Origin of the sequence: Pseudomonas sp. G34, assembly GCF_031119625.1 — a bacterium.
In the GTDB taxonomy this organism is placed as follows: domain Bacteria; phylum Pseudomonadota; class Gammaproteobacteria; order Pseudomonadales; family Pseudomonadaceae; genus Aquipseudomonas.
Map to the genome: position 1 here is coordinate 20,971 of NZ_JAVHZV010000017.1, position 14,652 is coordinate 35,622.

The following is a 14,652-nucleotide window of genomic DNA, read 5'->3' on the forward strand; positions in this document are numbered from 1 at the left end:
GCCCTCAGCGCCCAGGCTTCAGGCGCTTTCGATAAAGCGGCGAATGCGCTGCGCCGCTTCCACGCATTCTGCCAGCGGTGCGACCAGCGCCATGCGTACGCGCCCGGCGCCCGGGTTGAAGCCCGCCACCTCGCGGGACAGGTACGAGCCCGGTACCACGGTCACGTGCTCCCTGGCGAACAGTGCGCGGGTGAACTCGGCATCATCGCCCGGTGTCTTGGCCCACAGGTAGAAGCCACCGTCCGGGCGTTGCACGTCCATCACGCCTTGTAGAATCGCCAGCACGGCGTCGAACTTCTCGCGATACAGGTCGCGGTTGGCGCGTACGTGCTCTTCGTCCTGCCAGGCGGCGATGCTGGCCAGTTGGGTCTGCACCGGCATGGCGCAACCATGGTAGGTGCGGTACAGCAGGAAGGCCTTGAGAATCTCCGCATCGCCGGCCACGAACCCGGAACGCAGGCCCGGCAGGTTGGAGCGCTTGGACAGGCTGTGGAACACCACGCAGCGTTTGAAATCGCTGCGGCCCAGCTCGGCGCAGGCGCTCAGCAGGCCGGCCGGCGGGTTTGCCTCGTCGAAATACAGCTCGCTGTAGCATTCGTCGGCGGCGATCACGAAGTCGTACTGGTCGGCCAGGGCGATCAGCTTCTTCAGGGTAACCAGCGGAATCAGCGCGCCGGTGGGGTTGCCCGGCGAGCACAGGAAGAGGATCTGGCAGCGTTGCCAGACCTCCGGTGCCACGGCGTCGAAGTCCGGGTTGAAGCCATGCTCGGCCAGGCATGGCAGGTAATGGGGCTGGGTGCCGGCGAGCAGGGCCGCGCCCTCGTAGATCTGGTAGAACGGGTTGGGGCTGACCACCAGGCCGTCGACGTCGCGCTGCGCCACGGTCTGGGTGAAGGCGAACAGCGCCTCGCGGGTACCGTTGACCGGCAGCACATGGCGGGCAGCGTCCAGCCAGCCGGCGGGTACCTTGAAGCGTCGCGTGCACCAGCTGGCGATAGCCTCGCGCAGCGCCGGGATACCCTGGGTGGTCGGGTAGACGGCCATCTGGTCGAGGTTGTCGGTCAGGGCCTGGGCAACGAATGCCGGCGAGCGGTGCTTGGGCTCGCCGATCGACAGGGCGATGGGCGAGCGATCTGCGGCGGGAGAGACGCCGGCGAGCAGGGCGCGCAGTTTCTCGAAGGGGTAGGGCTGCAGCTGGGCGAGGGCGTGGTTCATGATGATCCGACGGGTCCTTTGTGGGGCGGCGACAAAGCTGGCGACACTAGCACGTGAGCGGCCCCAGGAAAATTGCTTATCGGCGCCGAGCCGCCAGTGGTCGCGAAAATACCCAGCCTGCTGGCCAGCAGCGGGCCGATCCATGCGCCGCCTTTAAAGGCATGCCGAAAAGTGCCCCTGCAGCGCTCAAGCAGGCGCGTTTGCGCGCCATTCAGCGGGCTGACGTATCGTTCAGATTTTTTGTAAAGGCGCTAAAGACGCACCGCTTTGGGTCGATAGCCTGAGGGTAATTCCTCCGGCATCCCTACAAGCGAGAGCTCATTCATGCGCACCCTCAAGTTCAGCCACAAGATCATGCTGGCTGCTTCCCTGGTGGTCATTGCGGCCTTCGCATCCTTTGCGCTGTACAACGATTATCTGCAGCGCACGGCGATTCGCGACAACCTGGCCAACTACCTCCACGATGTCGGTCAGGTCTCGACCGGCAACATCCAGCACTGGCTCTCCGGGCGCATGCAGCTGCTGGATAACCTGGCCGAGTCGGTGCAGGACGATAGCTCGCCGGCGCCATTGGCCAGAAACCTGCAGCACCGCAGCGTGGCGTCCGCCTTCCTGTATGCCTACTACGGGCAGAACGACGGCACCTATACGCAGTTCCCACCCAGCGAGCTGCCGGCCGGCTACGATCCGCGCCAGCGCCCCTGGTACAAGAGCGCCGCTGGCGCCAGCGGCCCAGGCCTGACCGAACCTTACCTGGCGGCCGACCCGCGCGATGGCCTGCTGATCACCATCACCCGGCCGGTCAGTGTCGGCGGCACCCTGCAGGGCGTGGTGGGAGGTGATCTCAAGCTGCAGACCATCGACGACATCCTCAACTCCTTCGACCTCGGCGGCATGGGTTACGCGTTTCTGGTCGACGACAAGGGCACGGTATTCGTGCACCCGGACAAGAGCCTGGTGCTGAAGAAGCTCGGCGACCTGTTCCCGGGTGGCGCGCCGCGCCTTGAGGCGGGGCTGCAAAACGTCGCCGCGGCCGATGGCAGTGCGCGCATCGTCAGCTTCCTGCCAGTGCAGGGCCTGGCCGGGGTGCGTTGGTACGTCGGCCTGTCGGTGGACGAAAGCAAGGCCTTCGCGGCGCTGCGCGAATTCCGTATCTCGGCGCTGACCTCCACGGTCATCGGGGTGATCGCCATCCTGCTGCTGCTCGGCGCGCTGATCCGCATCCTGCTGCGCCCGCTGCACGTGATGAGCGATGCCATGAGTGGCATCGCCGAAGGCGAGGGCGACCTGACCCAGCGTCTGAAGATCGATTCCGGTGACGAGTTCGGCCAACTGGCCGGGGCCTTCAACCGCTTCGTCGAGCGTATCCACGAGTCGATCCGCGAAGTGGCTTCGACCACCCGCGAAGTGCATGCCCGGGTCAGCACCGTGGTGCAGGCCTCCAATGCCTCCATGGGCAACTCCAGCGAGCAGGCTGCGCGCACCGACAGCGTGGCCGCGGCGATCAACGAACTCGGCGCCGCGGCCCAGGAAATTGCCCGCAATGCCGCCGATGCCTCGGTGCAGGCCAGCGAGGCCCGCCGCGATGCCGAGGAAGGCCAGGGCATGGTCGAGCGCACACTGGGCTCGATGGGCGACCTGTCGGACAAGATCCAGGCCTCGGGCAACCATATCGAGCTGCTCAGCGAGAAGAGCAACGACATCGGCCAGATCCTCGACGTGATCAAGGGCATTTCCGAGCAGACCAACCTGCTGGCGCTCAACGCCGCCATCGAGGCCGCGCGTGCCGGTGAGGCGGGGCGCGGGTTTGCCGTGGTGGCCGACGAAGTGCGCAACCTGGCCCAGCGCACCCAGAGCTCGGCCCAGGAAATCCAGCAGATGATCGAGCAGCTGCAGGCCGGCGCCCGTGATGCGGTGGCGACCATGGGCGAGAGCCGCCGCTTCAGTGACGACAGCGTGCGCATTGGGGGGCAGGCCGGTGAGAACCTGCGTGGCGTGACCCGCCGCATCGGCGAGATCGACGGCATGAACCAGTCGGTGGCCACCGCCACCGAGGAGCAGACCTCGGTGATCGAAAGCCTGAACATGGACATCACCGAGATCAACACGCTGAACCAGGACGGGGTGCGCAACCTGCAGGCCAGCCTCAGCGCCTGTACCGAGCTGGATCAGCAGGTCGGGCGGCTCAAGCAGCTGGTCGACAGCTTCCGCATCTGACCCCCACAGCACGGGCCCCGAATGGGGCCCGTGCTGCATTCAGATGCTGATCTGCAGCGGGCTTGGGCTGCTGCTCGCCGACAGCTTGGTGATGATGGTCTGCTGCAGGCGCGCGCACAGCTCGGGGTCGGACAGCGGCTGGTTGTTGGCATCGGTGACGAAGAACACGTCTTCCACCCGCTCGCCCAGCGTGGCGATCTTGGCGTTCTGCACGGACAGGTCGAAATCCAGGAAGATGCGCCCGATCTTGGCCAGCAGGCCCGGGCGATCCGGGGCGGTCAGCTCGACTACGGTGACCGGCCGCTGGGCGTCGTTGTGAATGGTCACCTGGGGAGCGAAGGCGAAGTGCTTGAGCTGCCGTGGCACGCGGCGCTGGATGATGTTCGGGTACTCGTCCGGGTGCATCAGGGTATCGACCAGGCTCTGGCGGATCTGCTGGATGCGCTTGGGGTTGTCACCGATCGAGCCGCCTTCGGCTTCGAGCACGATGTAGGTGTCGAGGGTGAACTGGCTGGTCGAGGTGAGAATCCGCGCGTCGTGAATGTTCAGGTTCAACTGCGCCATGGCCGCCACCGTTACCGCGAAGAAGTCGTGCTGATCCGGTGCGTAGATGAAGATCTGCGTGCCGCCTTCGAACTCGCGCTGGGTGGTTTCCTTGATCAGTACCAGTGGGCCGCCGTCAACCGGCTGCTGGAGGATCGCATTGGTATGCCAGGCCACGTCCTCGGCGCTGTGGCGCAGGAAGTAGTCATCGCCCAGCTGCGACCAGAGCTGCTCGACATCATCCGGGTCGGTGCCGCCATTGACCAGGGTATCGAGCGCGGCGCTCTGGGTCAGGCGAATCTGCTCCTCGCGCTCCACCGGATTTTCCAGGCCGCGCTGCAGTGCGCGCTTGGTCTCGGTGTAGAGCTGGCGCATCAGGCTGGCGCGCCAGGAGTTCCATAGTGTCGGGTTGGTGGCGTTGATGTCGGCCACGGTCAGCACGTAGAGGTAATCCAGATGCGTCTGGTCGCCCACGAAGGCGGCGAAGTCGTTGATCACCTGCGGGTCGGACAGGTCCTTGCGCTGGGCGGTGGTCGACATCGCCAGGTGGTTCTGCACCAGCCAGACGATCAGCCCGGTGTCCCAGGCGGGCAGGTGGTGGCGCTGGCCAAAGGCCTCGGCATCCAGGGCGCCGAGCTCCGAGTGGTCGCCACCGCGGCCCTTGCCGATGTCGTGGTAGAGGCCGGCCAGGTAGATCAACTCGGGCTTGGGCAGCTTGTCGATGAGCTGGCTGGCCAGGGGGAATTTCTCCGCCAGCTCCGGCCATTTGAACTTGCGCAGGTGCTTGATCAGGTTGAGCGTGTGGGCGTCGACCGTATAGATGTGGAACAGGTCGTGCTGCATCTGCCCGACGATATGGCCGAACTCCGGCAGGTAGCGACCGAGGATGCCGTAGCGGTTCATGCGCCTCAGGTTGCGGTGGATGCCTTCCTTGCACTTGAACAGCTCGATGAACAGGCTGGTGTTGCGAATGTCGCGGCGGAATTCGTCGTCGATCAGGTAGCGGTGATCACGCAGCAGGCGGATGGTGTCGGCGCACACGCCATTGAGCTCAGGGTGCTGGGCCATCAGCACGAAGATCTCGAGGATGGCGAACGGCGTGCGCTTGAAGACGTTGGCGTGGGTCACCTCGATATAGCCGTCACGCACCTGGAAGCGGCTGTTCAGCTGCTTGGCCGGCGTGCTGTCGTCAGCACGGAGGATTTCTTCCTCGAAGTGCTGGTTGATCAGGTCGCTCAGCTCGGCGATGCCCATCACCACGCGGTAGTACTTCTGCATGAAGCGTTCGATGGTGCGCTTGGTATCGCTTTCGTTGTAGCCGAGCAGCTCGGCGACCTTGCTCTGGTGATCGAACAACAGCCGATCCTCGGCACGCCCGGCCAGCATGTGCAGGGCGTAACGCACCTTCCAGAGAAACTCCTGGCTGGAGGCAAGCAGGGCGTATTCGCTTTCCAGCAGGAAGCCCTGGCCGACCATCGCATGCAGGTTCAGGGTGCCGAAATGCCGGCGCGCCACCCACAGGATGGTCTGGATATCGCGCAGCCCACCGGGCGAGCCCTTGACGTTGGGTTCCAGGTTGTATTCGGTGTCGTTGTACTTGGCGTGGCGGGCCTTCTGCTCGTCGCGCTTGGCCAGGTAGAAGGCCTTGCTCGGCCACATCTGGGCGGTGGACGTGACCTCCTGCATGCGCGCGCGCAGGTGCTCGGGCCCGGCGATGGTGCGGCTTTCCATCAGGTTGGTGATGACCGTCAGGTCGGCGCGCGCCTCGACGCCGCATTCGGCCACCGAGCGCACGCTCTGGCCGACTTCCAGGCCGATGTCCCAGAGCAGGGTGAGAAAGCCTTCGATCGATTCGCGGAAGGTTTCCTGGTCATCGCTGCCAAGCAGGATCAGCAGGTCGATATCCGAATAGGGGTGCAGTTCGCCGCGGCCGTAGCCGCCCACCGCCAGCAGGGCGATCTCCGCCTCGCTGCTCCAGTTGAAGCGCTTCCAGGCTTCGAGCAGGATCTGGTCGGTGAAGCGTGCGCGGTCCTCGACCAGGCGGCGCACGTCGCGCTTGTCGCGAAAGCGCGCATCGAGCACCTCGTGGGCGCGGCGAATGGCTTTCTTGAAGGCGCCGATGGGGCTGGACTTGAGTGCCAGTTCCGCCTGGAACTGACCGCGATCGAACAACTCGGCGTCTAGCAGCGACATGCGGCGGCCTTCCTTCATCTATAGAGTGATGCTCGTATCAGGCTGAGGTGCGGGCGATGGTGTCGTCGCTGCGCAGGGTGAAGATCTCGTAGCCGTCGGCGGTAACCAGCAAGGTGTGCTCCCACTGGGCGGACAGCTTGCGATCCTTAGTGATGGCGGTCCAGCCATCGCCCAGTACGCGGGTTTCCGGGCGGCCCTGGTTGATCATCGGCTCGATGGTGAAGGTCATGCCTTCCTTGAGCTCCATGCCGGTGCCGGCGCGGCCGTAGTGCAGGACCTGCGGGTCTTCGTGGAACACCGAGCCGATACCGTGGCCGCAGAATTCGCGCACCACCGAGAAGCCGTTTTTCTCGGCATGCTTCTGGATCACTTCACCGATGTCACCCAGGCGCGCGCCCGGGCGAACCACCTCGATGCCCTTGTAGAGGCATTCCTGGGTGACGCGCGACAGGCGTTCGGCCCACTCCGGCACCTTGCCGACGTGGAACATGCGGCTGGTGTCGCCGTAGTAGCCGTCCTTGATCACGGTGATGTCGATGTTCATCACATCACCTTCCTTGAGCGGCTTGTCGTTGGGAATGCCGTGGCACACCACGTGGTTGAGCGAGGTGCAGATGGATTTTGGAAAGCCTGGGCGGCCCGGCGCTGCGCCGTAGTTGAGCGGGGCGGGAATGGCCTTCTGCACATCGACGATATAGTTGTGGCAGATGCTGTTGAGTTCGTCCGTGGTGACGCCGGGTTTGACGTGCTCGGCGATCATCTCCAGTACGTCGGCGGCCAGGCGACCGGCGATGCGCATTTTCTCGATTTCGTCGGGCGTCTTCAGGGTGACGGTCATGGTGATCTCGGTAGTTCTGTAAAGAGCGGCATGGTAACAGTTTGCGCCGGCAACCTTGAAGCGCTGGCGCGCAGCGGGGCTGGCGAGCAAGAGTGTGTCGGCATATAGCCTAAGGCCGGTTTGTGTGGTATAAAACGCGCCGCTTTACGGGGTAGCCCCCGAAAGCCTAACCCCACACACGTATCGACACGATTTCCTGGGTGCCCGCAAGGGTTGGAAATTGGGATGCGTGGAGGCCTAACCCGACTTATCAAGGAACTATCATGTCCCAAGTCAATATGCGCGATATGCTGAAGGCCGGTGTGCACTTCGGCCACCAGACCCGTTACTGGAACCCGAAAATGGGCAAGTACATTTTCGGCGCGCGCAACAAGATTCACATCATCAACCTGGAAAAGACCCTGCCGATGTTCAACGACGCCCTGTCGTTCGTTGAAAAGCTGGCTGCTGGCAAGAACAAGATCCTGTTCGTCGGCACCAAGCGTTCCGCTGGCAAGATCGTTCGCGAAGAAGCGGCTCGTTGCAACTCGCCGTTCGTCGATCACCGCTGGTTGGGCGGCATGCTCACCAACTACAAGACCATCCGTGCCTCGATCAAGCGTCTGCGCGATCTGGAAGTACAGTCCCAGGACGGTACCTTCACCAAGCTGACCAAGAAAGAAGCGCTGATGCGTACCCGCGATCTGGAAAAACTGGATCGCAGCCTGGGTGGTATCAAGGACATGGGCGGCCTGCCGGACGCTCTGTTCGTCATCGACGTTGATCACGAGCGCATCGCGATCACCGAAGCCAACAAGCTGGGCATCCCGGTCATCGGCGTTGTCGATACCAACAGCAGCCCGGAAGGCGTTGACTACATCATCCCGGGTAACGACGACGCCATTCGCGCCATCCAGCTGTACATGGGTGCCATGGCCGACGCCGTGATCCGTGGTCGCAGCAACACCGGCGGCGCTACCGAAGAGTTCGTCGAAGAAGCACCGGCTGCCGAAGCTGCCGAAGGCTAAGCGGTAACGCAGAGCATCTAGTGTTATGCGCTGCGCAAAAAGGGGGCTAGGCCCCCTTTTTGTCACTCACAGATTTGATTGCCCGCTAGCGGGTGATGGTTGAAGACCTACCAAGAGGATTTTCAAGATGGCAGAGATTACTGCAGCACTGGTCAAGGAACTGCGCGAGCGTACCGGCCAAGGCATGATGGAGTGCAAGAAGGCCCTGGTTGCCGCTGGTGGCGACATCGAGAAAGCCATTGATGACATGCGCGCCTCGGGCGCCATCAAGGCCGCCAAGAAGGCGGGCAACATCGCCGCTGAGGGCGCTATCGCCGCTCGCGTCGAAGGCGGCCGTGGGGTAATCATCGAAGTCAACTCGCAGACCGACTTCCTGGCCCTGCAGGACGACTTCAAAGGCTTCGTAAAAGACAGCCTGGATGAAGCCTTCACCCAGAACCTGACCGACGTCGCTCCGTTGATCGCTTCGCGCGAATCCGCTCGTGAGGCGCTGGTCGCCAAGTGCGGCGAGAACGTCAACATTCGTCGCCTGACCGCTGTTTCCGGTGAGACCGTTGGTGCTTACCTGCACGGCCACCGCATCGGTGTTCTGGTGGTTCTCAAGGGCGGTAACGACGAGCTGGCCAAGCACGTTGCCATGCACGTTGCTGCCTCCAACCCGGCCGTCGTTTCGCCGGATCAGGTCTCCGAGGAGCTGGTTGCCAAGGAAAAGGAAATTTTCCTGCAGCTCAACGCCGACAAGATCGCCGGCAAGCCGGAAAACATCGTCGAGAACATGATCAAGGGCCGCATCAACAAGTTCCTGGCTGAAGCCAGCCTGGTTGAGCAAGCCTTCATCATGGACCCGGAAGTCAAGGTCGGTGACCTGGTCAAGAAAGCCGGTGCTGAAATCGTTTCCTTCGTGCGTTACGAAGTGGGCGAGGGTATCGAGAAGGCCGAGAACGACTTCGCTGCCGAAGTTGCTGCTCAGGTTGCTGCCAGCAAGCAGTAACGGCATGCCGCTCAGCTAGTGCCCCAGAAGAGGCTGCCCGCTCACGCGCGCGGCCTCTTTTTCAAAGGGGATTTTTTTCGAAGCGATGGTCGGTGCCGGTGGCACTCACGGTCGTGAGCGCTGTCGAAGCGCTCGATATGACGTGCCACTTGGCGCGCACATTTTTCTTACGCCGCAGGAGAGAATGGTAATGGCTCAGCAGGTGAGTGGTCGTCAACCGCGCTACAAGCGCATTCTGCTCAAACTCAGCGGCGAGGCCCTGATGGGCTCGGAAGATTTCGGCATCGATCCCAAGGTGCTCGATCGCATGGCGCTGGAAGTCGGCCAGCTGGTCGGTATCGGCGTGCAGGTCGGGGTGGTGATTGGCGGTGGCAACCTGTTCCGTGGTGCAGCGCTCAGCGCCGCCGGCATGGATCGGGTCACCGGTGACCACATGGGTATGCTGGCCACCGTGATGAACGCCCTGGCCATGCGCGACGCCCTGGAGCGCTCGAATATCCCGGCCCTGGTCATGTCGGCCATCTCCATGGTCGGCGTCACCGATCACTACGATCGCCGCAAGGCCATGCGCCACCTGAAGACCGGTGAGGTGGTGATTTTCGCCGCTGGCACTGGTAATCCGTTCTTCACCACCGATTCGGCAGCCTGCTTGCGCGGTATCGAGATCGACGCCGATGTGGTGCTCAAGGCAACCAAGGTGGATGGTGTGTACACTGCCGATCCGTTCAAGGATCCGCATGCGGAGAAATTCGATCGTCTCACCTATGACGAGGTGCTGGATCGCAAGCTGGGCGTGATGGATCTGACGGCTATCTGCCTGTGCCGTGATCACAACATGCCGCTGCGTGTTTTCAATATGAACAAACCGGGTGCCCTGCTCAATGTGGTGGTGGGCGGCGCCGAAGGTACTCTGGTCGAGGAAAGTAAAGAATGATCAACGAAATCAAGAAGGACGCCCAGGTTCGTATGCAGAAGAGCCTGGAATCGCTGGCTCACGCATTCAGCCGCATTCGTACCGGCCAGGCTCACCCCAGCATCCTCGGCGGCGTGATGGTGCCGTACTACGGCGCGGACACCCCGCTTAACCAGGTCGCCAGCGTAACCGTCAAGGATTCGCGCACCCTGCAGGTCGTGGCCTTCGAGCGCAGCATGCTGAGCGCCGTCGACAAGGCCATCCAGAGCTCCGGGCTGGGCTTCAACCCCACCAACCTGGGCGAGCTGCTGCTGGTGACCATGCCGGCGCTGACCGAGGAGACCCGCAAGGGCTTCACCAAGCAGGCCCGTGATGCCGCCGAAGACGCCCGTGTAGCGGTGCGCAACATCCGTCGCGACGCCATGAGCCAGCTCAAGGATCTGGTCAAGGAAAAGGAAATCAGCGAGGACGAAGAGCGTCGCGCCGCTGACGACGTGCAGAAGCTGACCGACAAGTTCGTGGCCGAGATCGACGTCGCTGTGAAGCAGAAAGAAGCGGACCTGATGGCCGTCTGACGGCCAGGAAGTCGCCATGGACAATTCCAAAGTCGGTGCCGTGATGGCCGTTCCACGGCACGTGGCGATCATTATGGATGGTAACAACCGCTGGGCGCGCAAGCGCCTTATGCCCGGTGTCGCCGGGCATAAGGCGGGCGTCGATGCGGTGCGCGCGGTCATCGAGGTGTGCGCCGATTCCGGCGTGGAAGTGCTGACCCTGTTCGCCTTCTCCAGCGAGAACTGGCAGCGCCCGGCCGACGAGGTGGGGGCGTTGATGGAGCTGTTCCTCAGCGCCCTGCGCCGTGAGGCCCGCAAGCTCGACGAGAATCGCATCAGCCTGCGCATCATCGGTGACCGTTCGCGGTTCCACCCCGAGTTGCAGGCCGCCATGCGCGAAGCCGAAGCGGCCACCGCCGGTGTGGCGGGCGAGAAGCGCTTCATCCTGCAGATCGCCGCCAACTATGGCGGCCAGTGGGATATCGCCCAGGCCGCGCAGCGCCTGGCGCGTGAAGTGCAGGGTGGGCATCTGCAGCCCGAGGACATCACCCCGCGCCTGCTGCAGGGCTGCCTGGCCACCGGTGAATTGCCGCTGCCCGATCTGTGCATTCGCACCGGCGGCGAGCACCGGGTCAGCAATTTCCTGCTCTGGCAGATGGCCTACAGTGAACTGTACTTTTCCGACCTGCTGTGGCCGGACTTCAAGCACGACGCCATGCGCGCAGCGCTGGCGGATTTCGCCAAGCGTCAGCGGCGTTTTGGCAAAACCAGTGAACAAGTCGAAGCCGAGGCCCGCGCCTGATGCTCAAGCAACGAATCATTACGGCGCTGATCCTGCTGCCGATCGCCCTGGCAGGATTCTTCTTGCTCGAAGGTGGCGCGTTCGCGCTGTTCATCGCCGTAGTGGTCGTGCTCGGTGCCTGGGAGTGGGCGCGCCTGGCGGGTTTCGACGCCCAGCCGCTGCGTATCGCCTATGCGGCGCTGGTGGCGGTGCTGATTTATCTGCTTTACAGCGCGCCCGCGCTGGCCCCATGGCTGCTGGCAATCGGTGTGCTGTGGTGGGCGTTCGCGACCTTTCTGGTGCTCAACTACCCGGATAGCAGCCGCTACTGGGGTGGCCTGCCGGGGCGCCTGCTGATCGGCCTGCTGATTCTGCTGCCGGCCTGGCAGGGGCTGGTGGTGATCAAGCAGTGGCAGCTGGCCAACTGGCTGATCCTGGCGGTGATGGCGCTGGTCTGGGTGGCGGACATCGGCGCCTACTTTTCCGGCAAGCGCTTCGGCAAACGCAAGCTGGCGCCGCGGGTCAGCCCTGGCAAGAGCTGGGAAGGGCTGATCGGCGGTCTGCTGCTCAGCCTGCTGCTCACCGTGGTGGTCGGGCTGTACCGCGACTGGTCGTTCGGTGTATTCCTGCTGGCGTTGCCGGCCGCTGCGCTGGTGGTGCTGATTTCGGTGGTCGGTGACCTCACCGAAAGCATGTTCAAGCGCCAGTCCGGTATCAAGGACAGCAGCAACCTGCTGCCAGGCCATGGCGGTGTGCTCGATCGTATCGACAGCCTGACGGCGGCGGTGCCGGTGTTCGCCATGCTGCTGTTGCTGGCTGGCTGGGGCACATTGTGAGTCAGGTTCAGCAGATCACCGTGCTCGGTGCTACCGGCTCCATCGGCCTTAGCACCCTCGATGTCATCGCGCGCCACCCCTCGCGCTACCAGGCATTCGCCCTGAGCGCCTTCACTCGCCTGGCCGAGCTGGAGGCGCTGTGCGTCATCCATCGCCCGCGTTTCGCGGTGGTCGCCGATGCAAAGGCGGCCAGCGAGCTGCAGGCGCGCTTGCAGCATGCCGGGCTCGCTACCCGGGTGCTGTCGGGCGAGGCCGGGCTGTGCGAGGTCGCCGCCCATGCCGAGGTGGATGCGGTGATGGCCGCCATCGTCGGTGCGGCAGGTCTCAAGCCGACCCTGGCGGCGGTCGAGGCCGGCAAGAAGGTGCTGCTCGCCAACAAGGAAGCCCTGGTGATGTCCGGCGCGCTGTTCATGCGTGCGGTTCGTCAGAGTGGCGCCGTGCTGCTGCCCATCGACAGCGAGCACAATGCGATCTTCCAGTGCCTGCCGCAGGATTACGCGCGGGGCCTGCAGCCGGTTGGCGTGCGGCGCATCCTGCTCACCGCATCCGGTGGGCCGTTTCGTGAGGCTTCGCCCGAGTCTTTGCACGCGGTGACGCCCGAGCAGGCCTGCGCCCATCCGAACTGGTCGATGGGCCGCAAGATTTCCGTGGACTCGGCCAGCATGATGAACAAGGGCCTGGAGCTGATCGAAGCCTGCTGGCTGTTCGATGCGCGCCCCGAGCAGGTCGAGGTGCTGATCCATCCGCAGAGCGTGATCCATTCGTTGGTCGATTATGTCGACGGCTCGGTGCTCGCCCAGTTGGGCAACCCGGATATGCGCACGCCCATCGCCCATGCACTGGCCTGGCCGCAGCGCATCGACTCGGGCGTTGCGCCGCTGGATCTGCTCGCCGTGGCGCGCCTGGATTTCCAGGCGCCCGACGATATTCGTTTTCCCTGCCTGCGCCTGGCGCGTGAGGCTGCCGAGGCCGGCGGCAGCGCGCCGGCGATGCTCAACGCCGCGAACGAAGTGGCGGTGGCGGCATTTCTCGAGCGGCGGATTCGCTTTACCGATATCGCGCGTATCATTGGCGGCGTTCTCGAGGCAGAGCCGGCCGTTGCGGTGAACTGCCTCGATGCCGTGCTCGAAGCTGACCGCCGCGCGCGGGAGCTGGCCGGGCAGTGGTTGAATCGTGGAGAGGTGGCATGAGCGCACTATATATGATCGTCGGCACCCTGATCGCCCTCGGCGTGCTGGTGACCTTTCATGAATACGGTCATTTCTGGGTGGCGCGCCGCTGTGGCGTCAAGGTGCTGCGCTTCTCGGTAGGCTTCGGCACGCCGCTGGTGCGCTGGCATGATCGCCAGGGCACCGAGTTCGTGATCGCCGCCATTCCGCTCGGTGGCTACGTGAAGATGCTCGACGAGCGCGAAGGCGACGTGCCGCCGGAGCTGGCCGAGCAGTCGTTCAACCGTAAGACCGTCAAGCAGCGCTTCGCCATCGTCGCCGCCGGGCCCGCTGCCAACTTCGCCCTGGCCCTGCTGTTCTTCTGGCTGGTGGCGATGCTCGGCAGCCAGCAGGTGCGCCCGGTCATCGGCGCCGTGGAGGCTGGCAGCCTGGCCCAGGTCGCCGGGTTGCAGGTGGGCGAGGAAATCGTTGCGGTCAACGGCAAGGCTACCACTGGCTGGTCGGCGGTCAACCTGCAGTTGGTGCGCCGTCTCGGTGAAAGTGGCGAGCTGCTGATTACCACCCGTCCTGTGGAGGGCGGCGCCGATACCCTGCATCGGGTCGAACTGAATGATTGGCTGCGCGGTGCCAACGAGCCTGATCCGATCGCATCGCTGGGGCTTCGCCCTTGGCGCCCGAGCCTGGCGCCGGTGCTCGCCGAATTCGACCCTGAAGGCCCGGCCCAGGCTGCCGGCCTGCGCATTGGCGACCGCCTGCTGGCGCTGGATGGGCAATCCCTGACCGACTGGCAGGATCTGGTCGACCGCGTGCGTGAATTGCCGGGCAAGTCGGTATCCATTGCCCTGGAGCGCGATGGTCAGCGTCTGGACATTCCCGTCACCCTGGCGTCGAAAGGTGAGGGCGAGGCAGCGACCGGCTACCTTGGTGCGGGCGTGGCGCCGGCGCAGTGGCCGCCACAGATGCTTCGCGAGGTCAGCTACGGGCCGCTGCAGGCGGTCAGCGAAGCGGGCGCGCGAACTTGGACGATGAGCGTACTGACTCTCGATTCCCTGAAAAAAATGCTCTTCGGTGAGCTCTCGGTAAAAAACTTGAGCGGGCCGATAACCATTGCTAAAGTGGCGGGCGCTTCGGCCGAGTCAGGCCTTGGGGACTTTTTGAATTTCCTCGCCTACCTGAGTATCAGCCTGGGCGTTCTCAATTTGCTGCCCATTCCGGTTCTGGATGGCGGACATCTGCTTTATTACCTGGTCGAGTGGGTGCGTGGCCGCCCACTGTCCGAACGGGTGCAGGGTTGGGGGATGCAGATTGGTATCAGCCTGGTGATCGGGGTGATGCTGCTGGCTCTGGTCAACGACCTTGGTCGCCTGTGAGCGCAGCTGAATTATATATCTTTCG

General features: G+C 63.8%; 12 protein-coding genes and 1 pseudogene. 10 read left to right on the forward strand and 3 right to left on the reverse strand.

The window, feature by feature from the left end:
• Positions 1 to 18 precede the first annotated feature (18 nt).
• Positions 19 to 1,215 (reverse strand): succinyldiaminopimelate transaminase, encoded by a 1,197-nt coding sequence (gene dapC, locus QYS36_RS11600; RefSeq protein WP_308839627.1) that lies wholly within the window; start codon positions 1,213 to 1,215, stop codon positions 19 to 21.
• Positions 1,216 to 1,569: 354 nt separating this feature from the next.
• On the opposite strand from dapC, the pseudogene QYS36_RS23990 reads away from it, so the two are divergent.
• A pseudogene (locus QYS36_RS23990) lies at positions 1,570 to 2,577 on the forward strand (cache domain-containing protein); the annotation flags it as partial.
• A gap of 90 nt (positions 2,578 to 2,667) precedes the next feature.
• Entirely contained in the window at positions 2,668 to 3,432 is a 765-nt protein-coding gene (locus tag QYS36_RS23995; RefSeq protein WP_371923670.1) for a methyl-accepting chemotaxis protein, read from the forward strand.
• A gap of 39 nt (positions 3,433 to 3,471) precedes the next feature.
• Here QYS36_RS23995 and QYS36_RS11610 read toward each other — a convergent pair whose 3' ends face one another.
• Both QYS36_RS11610 and map read right to left on the reverse strand, forming a co-directional pair.
• Positions 3,472 to 6,168 carry a [protein-PII] uridylyltransferase gene (locus QYS36_RS11610; RefSeq protein ID WP_308839628.1) on the reverse strand — a complete coding sequence of 899 codons (2,697 nt, stop codon included), beginning with the start codon at positions 6,166 to 6,168 and terminating at the stop codon, positions 3,472 to 3,474.
• A gap of 37 nt (positions 6,169 to 6,205) precedes the next feature.
• On the reverse strand, positions 6,206 to 7,006 hold the full coding sequence (map, locus tag QYS36_RS11615) for a type I methionyl aminopeptidase (protein WP_308839629.1): 801 nt from the start codon (positions 7,004 to 7,006) through the stop codon (positions 6,206 to 6,208).
• Between the two features lie 263 nt (positions 7,007 to 7,269).
• Here map and rpsB point away from each other — a divergent pair, with 263 nt between their 5' ends.
• The 8 genes from rpsB (at position 7,270) to rseP (ending at position 14,627) form a co-directional block, all read left to right on the forward strand.
• Positions 7,270 to 8,013, forward strand: coding sequence for a 30S ribosomal protein S2 (gene rpsB / locus QYS36_RS11620; protein WP_308839630.1), 744 nt, complete (start codon positions 7,270 to 7,272; stop codon positions 8,011 to 8,013).
• Between the two features lie 127 nt (positions 8,014 to 8,140).
• On the forward strand, positions 8,141 to 9,004 hold the full coding sequence (gene tsf / locus QYS36_RS11625; protein ID WP_308839631.1) for a translation elongation factor Ts: 864 nt from the start codon (positions 8,141 to 8,143) through the stop codon (positions 9,002 to 9,004).
• 190 nt (positions 9,005 to 9,194) lie between these two features.
• Positions 9,195 to 9,938, forward strand: coding sequence for a UMP kinase (gene pyrH, locus QYS36_RS11630; RefSeq protein ID WP_042555172.1), 744 nt, complete (start codon positions 9,195 to 9,197; stop codon positions 9,936 to 9,938).
• Positions 9,935 to 10,492 carry a ribosome recycling factor gene (frr, locus tag QYS36_RS11635; protein ID WP_075929928.1) on the forward strand — a complete coding sequence of 186 codons (558 nt, stop codon included), beginning with the start codon at positions 9,935 to 9,937 and terminating at the stop codon, positions 10,490 to 10,492. Before pyrH ends, frr begins: the two co-directional genes overlap by 4 nt.
• Before the next feature lie 16 nt (positions 10,493 to 10,508).
• Positions 10,509 to 11,273, forward strand: a complete 765-nt coding sequence (gene uppS / locus QYS36_RS11640) for a polyprenyl diphosphate synthase (RefSeq protein WP_308839632.1) — start codon at positions 10,509 to 10,511, stop codon at positions 11,271 to 11,273.
• The gene (locus tag QYS36_RS11645) at positions 11,273 to 12,088 is read left to right on the forward strand and encodes a phosphatidate cytidylyltransferase (RefSeq protein ID WP_308839633.1); all 816 of its coding nucleotides are present in this window, start codon (positions 11,273 to 11,275) and stop codon (positions 12,086 to 12,088) included. The genes uppS and QYS36_RS11645 overlap by 1 nt, the downstream gene beginning before the upstream one ends.
• Positions 12,085 to 13,278, forward strand: coding sequence for a 1-deoxy-D-xylulose-5-phosphate reductoisomerase (gene ispC, locus QYS36_RS11650; RefSeq protein WP_308839634.1), 1,194 nt, complete (start codon positions 12,085 to 12,087; stop codon positions 13,276 to 13,278). Before QYS36_RS11645 ends, ispC begins: the two co-directional genes overlap by 4 nt.
• Entirely contained in the window at positions 13,275 to 14,627 is a 1,353-nt protein-coding gene (gene rseP, locus QYS36_RS11655; protein WP_308839635.1) for a sigma E protease regulator RseP, read from the forward strand. The genes ispC and rseP overlap by 4 nt, the downstream gene beginning before the upstream one ends.
• Positions 14,628 to 14,652 lie beyond the last annotated feature (25 nt).

Bases quoted from the DNA above. Each gene is read 5' to 3' on its own strand.
- dapC (WP_308839627.1), bottom strand. From the start codon at position 1,215: ATGAACCACGCCCTCGCCCAGCTGCAGCCCTACCCCTTCGAGAAACTG.
- QYS36_RS23995 (WP_371923670.1), top strand. From the start codon at position 2,668: ATGGGCAACTCCAGCGAGCAGGCTGCGCGCACCGACAGCGTGGCCGCG.
- QYS36_RS11610 (WP_308839628.1), bottom strand. From the start codon at position 6,168: ATGTCGCTGCTAGACGCCGAGTTGTTCGATCGCGGTCAGTTCCAGGCG.
- map (WP_308839629.1), bottom strand. From the start codon at position 7,006: ATGACCGTCACCCTGAAGACGCCCGACGAAATCGAGAAAATGCGCATC.
- rpsB (WP_308839630.1), top strand. From the start codon at position 7,270: ATGTCCCAAGTCAATATGCGCGATATGCTGAAGGCCGGTGTGCACTTC.
- tsf (WP_308839631.1), top strand. From the start codon at position 8,141: ATGGCAGAGATTACTGCAGCACTGGTCAAGGAACTGCGCGAGCGTACC.
- pyrH (WP_042555172.1), top strand. From the start codon at position 9,195: ATGGCTCAGCAGGTGAGTGGTCGTCAACCGCGCTACAAGCGCATTCTG.
- frr (WP_075929928.1), top strand. From the start codon at position 9,935: ATGATCAACGAAATCAAGAAGGACGCCCAGGTTCGTATGCAGAAGAGC.
- uppS (WP_308839632.1), top strand. From the start codon at position 10,509: ATGGACAATTCCAAAGTCGGTGCCGTGATGGCCGTTCCACGGCACGTG.
- QYS36_RS11645 (WP_308839633.1), top strand. From the start codon at position 11,273: ATGCTCAAGCAACGAATCATTACGGCGCTGATCCTGCTGCCGATCGCC.
- rseP (WP_308839635.1), top strand. From the start codon at position 13,275: ATGAGCGCACTATATATGATCGTCGGCACCCTGATCGCCCTCGGCGTG.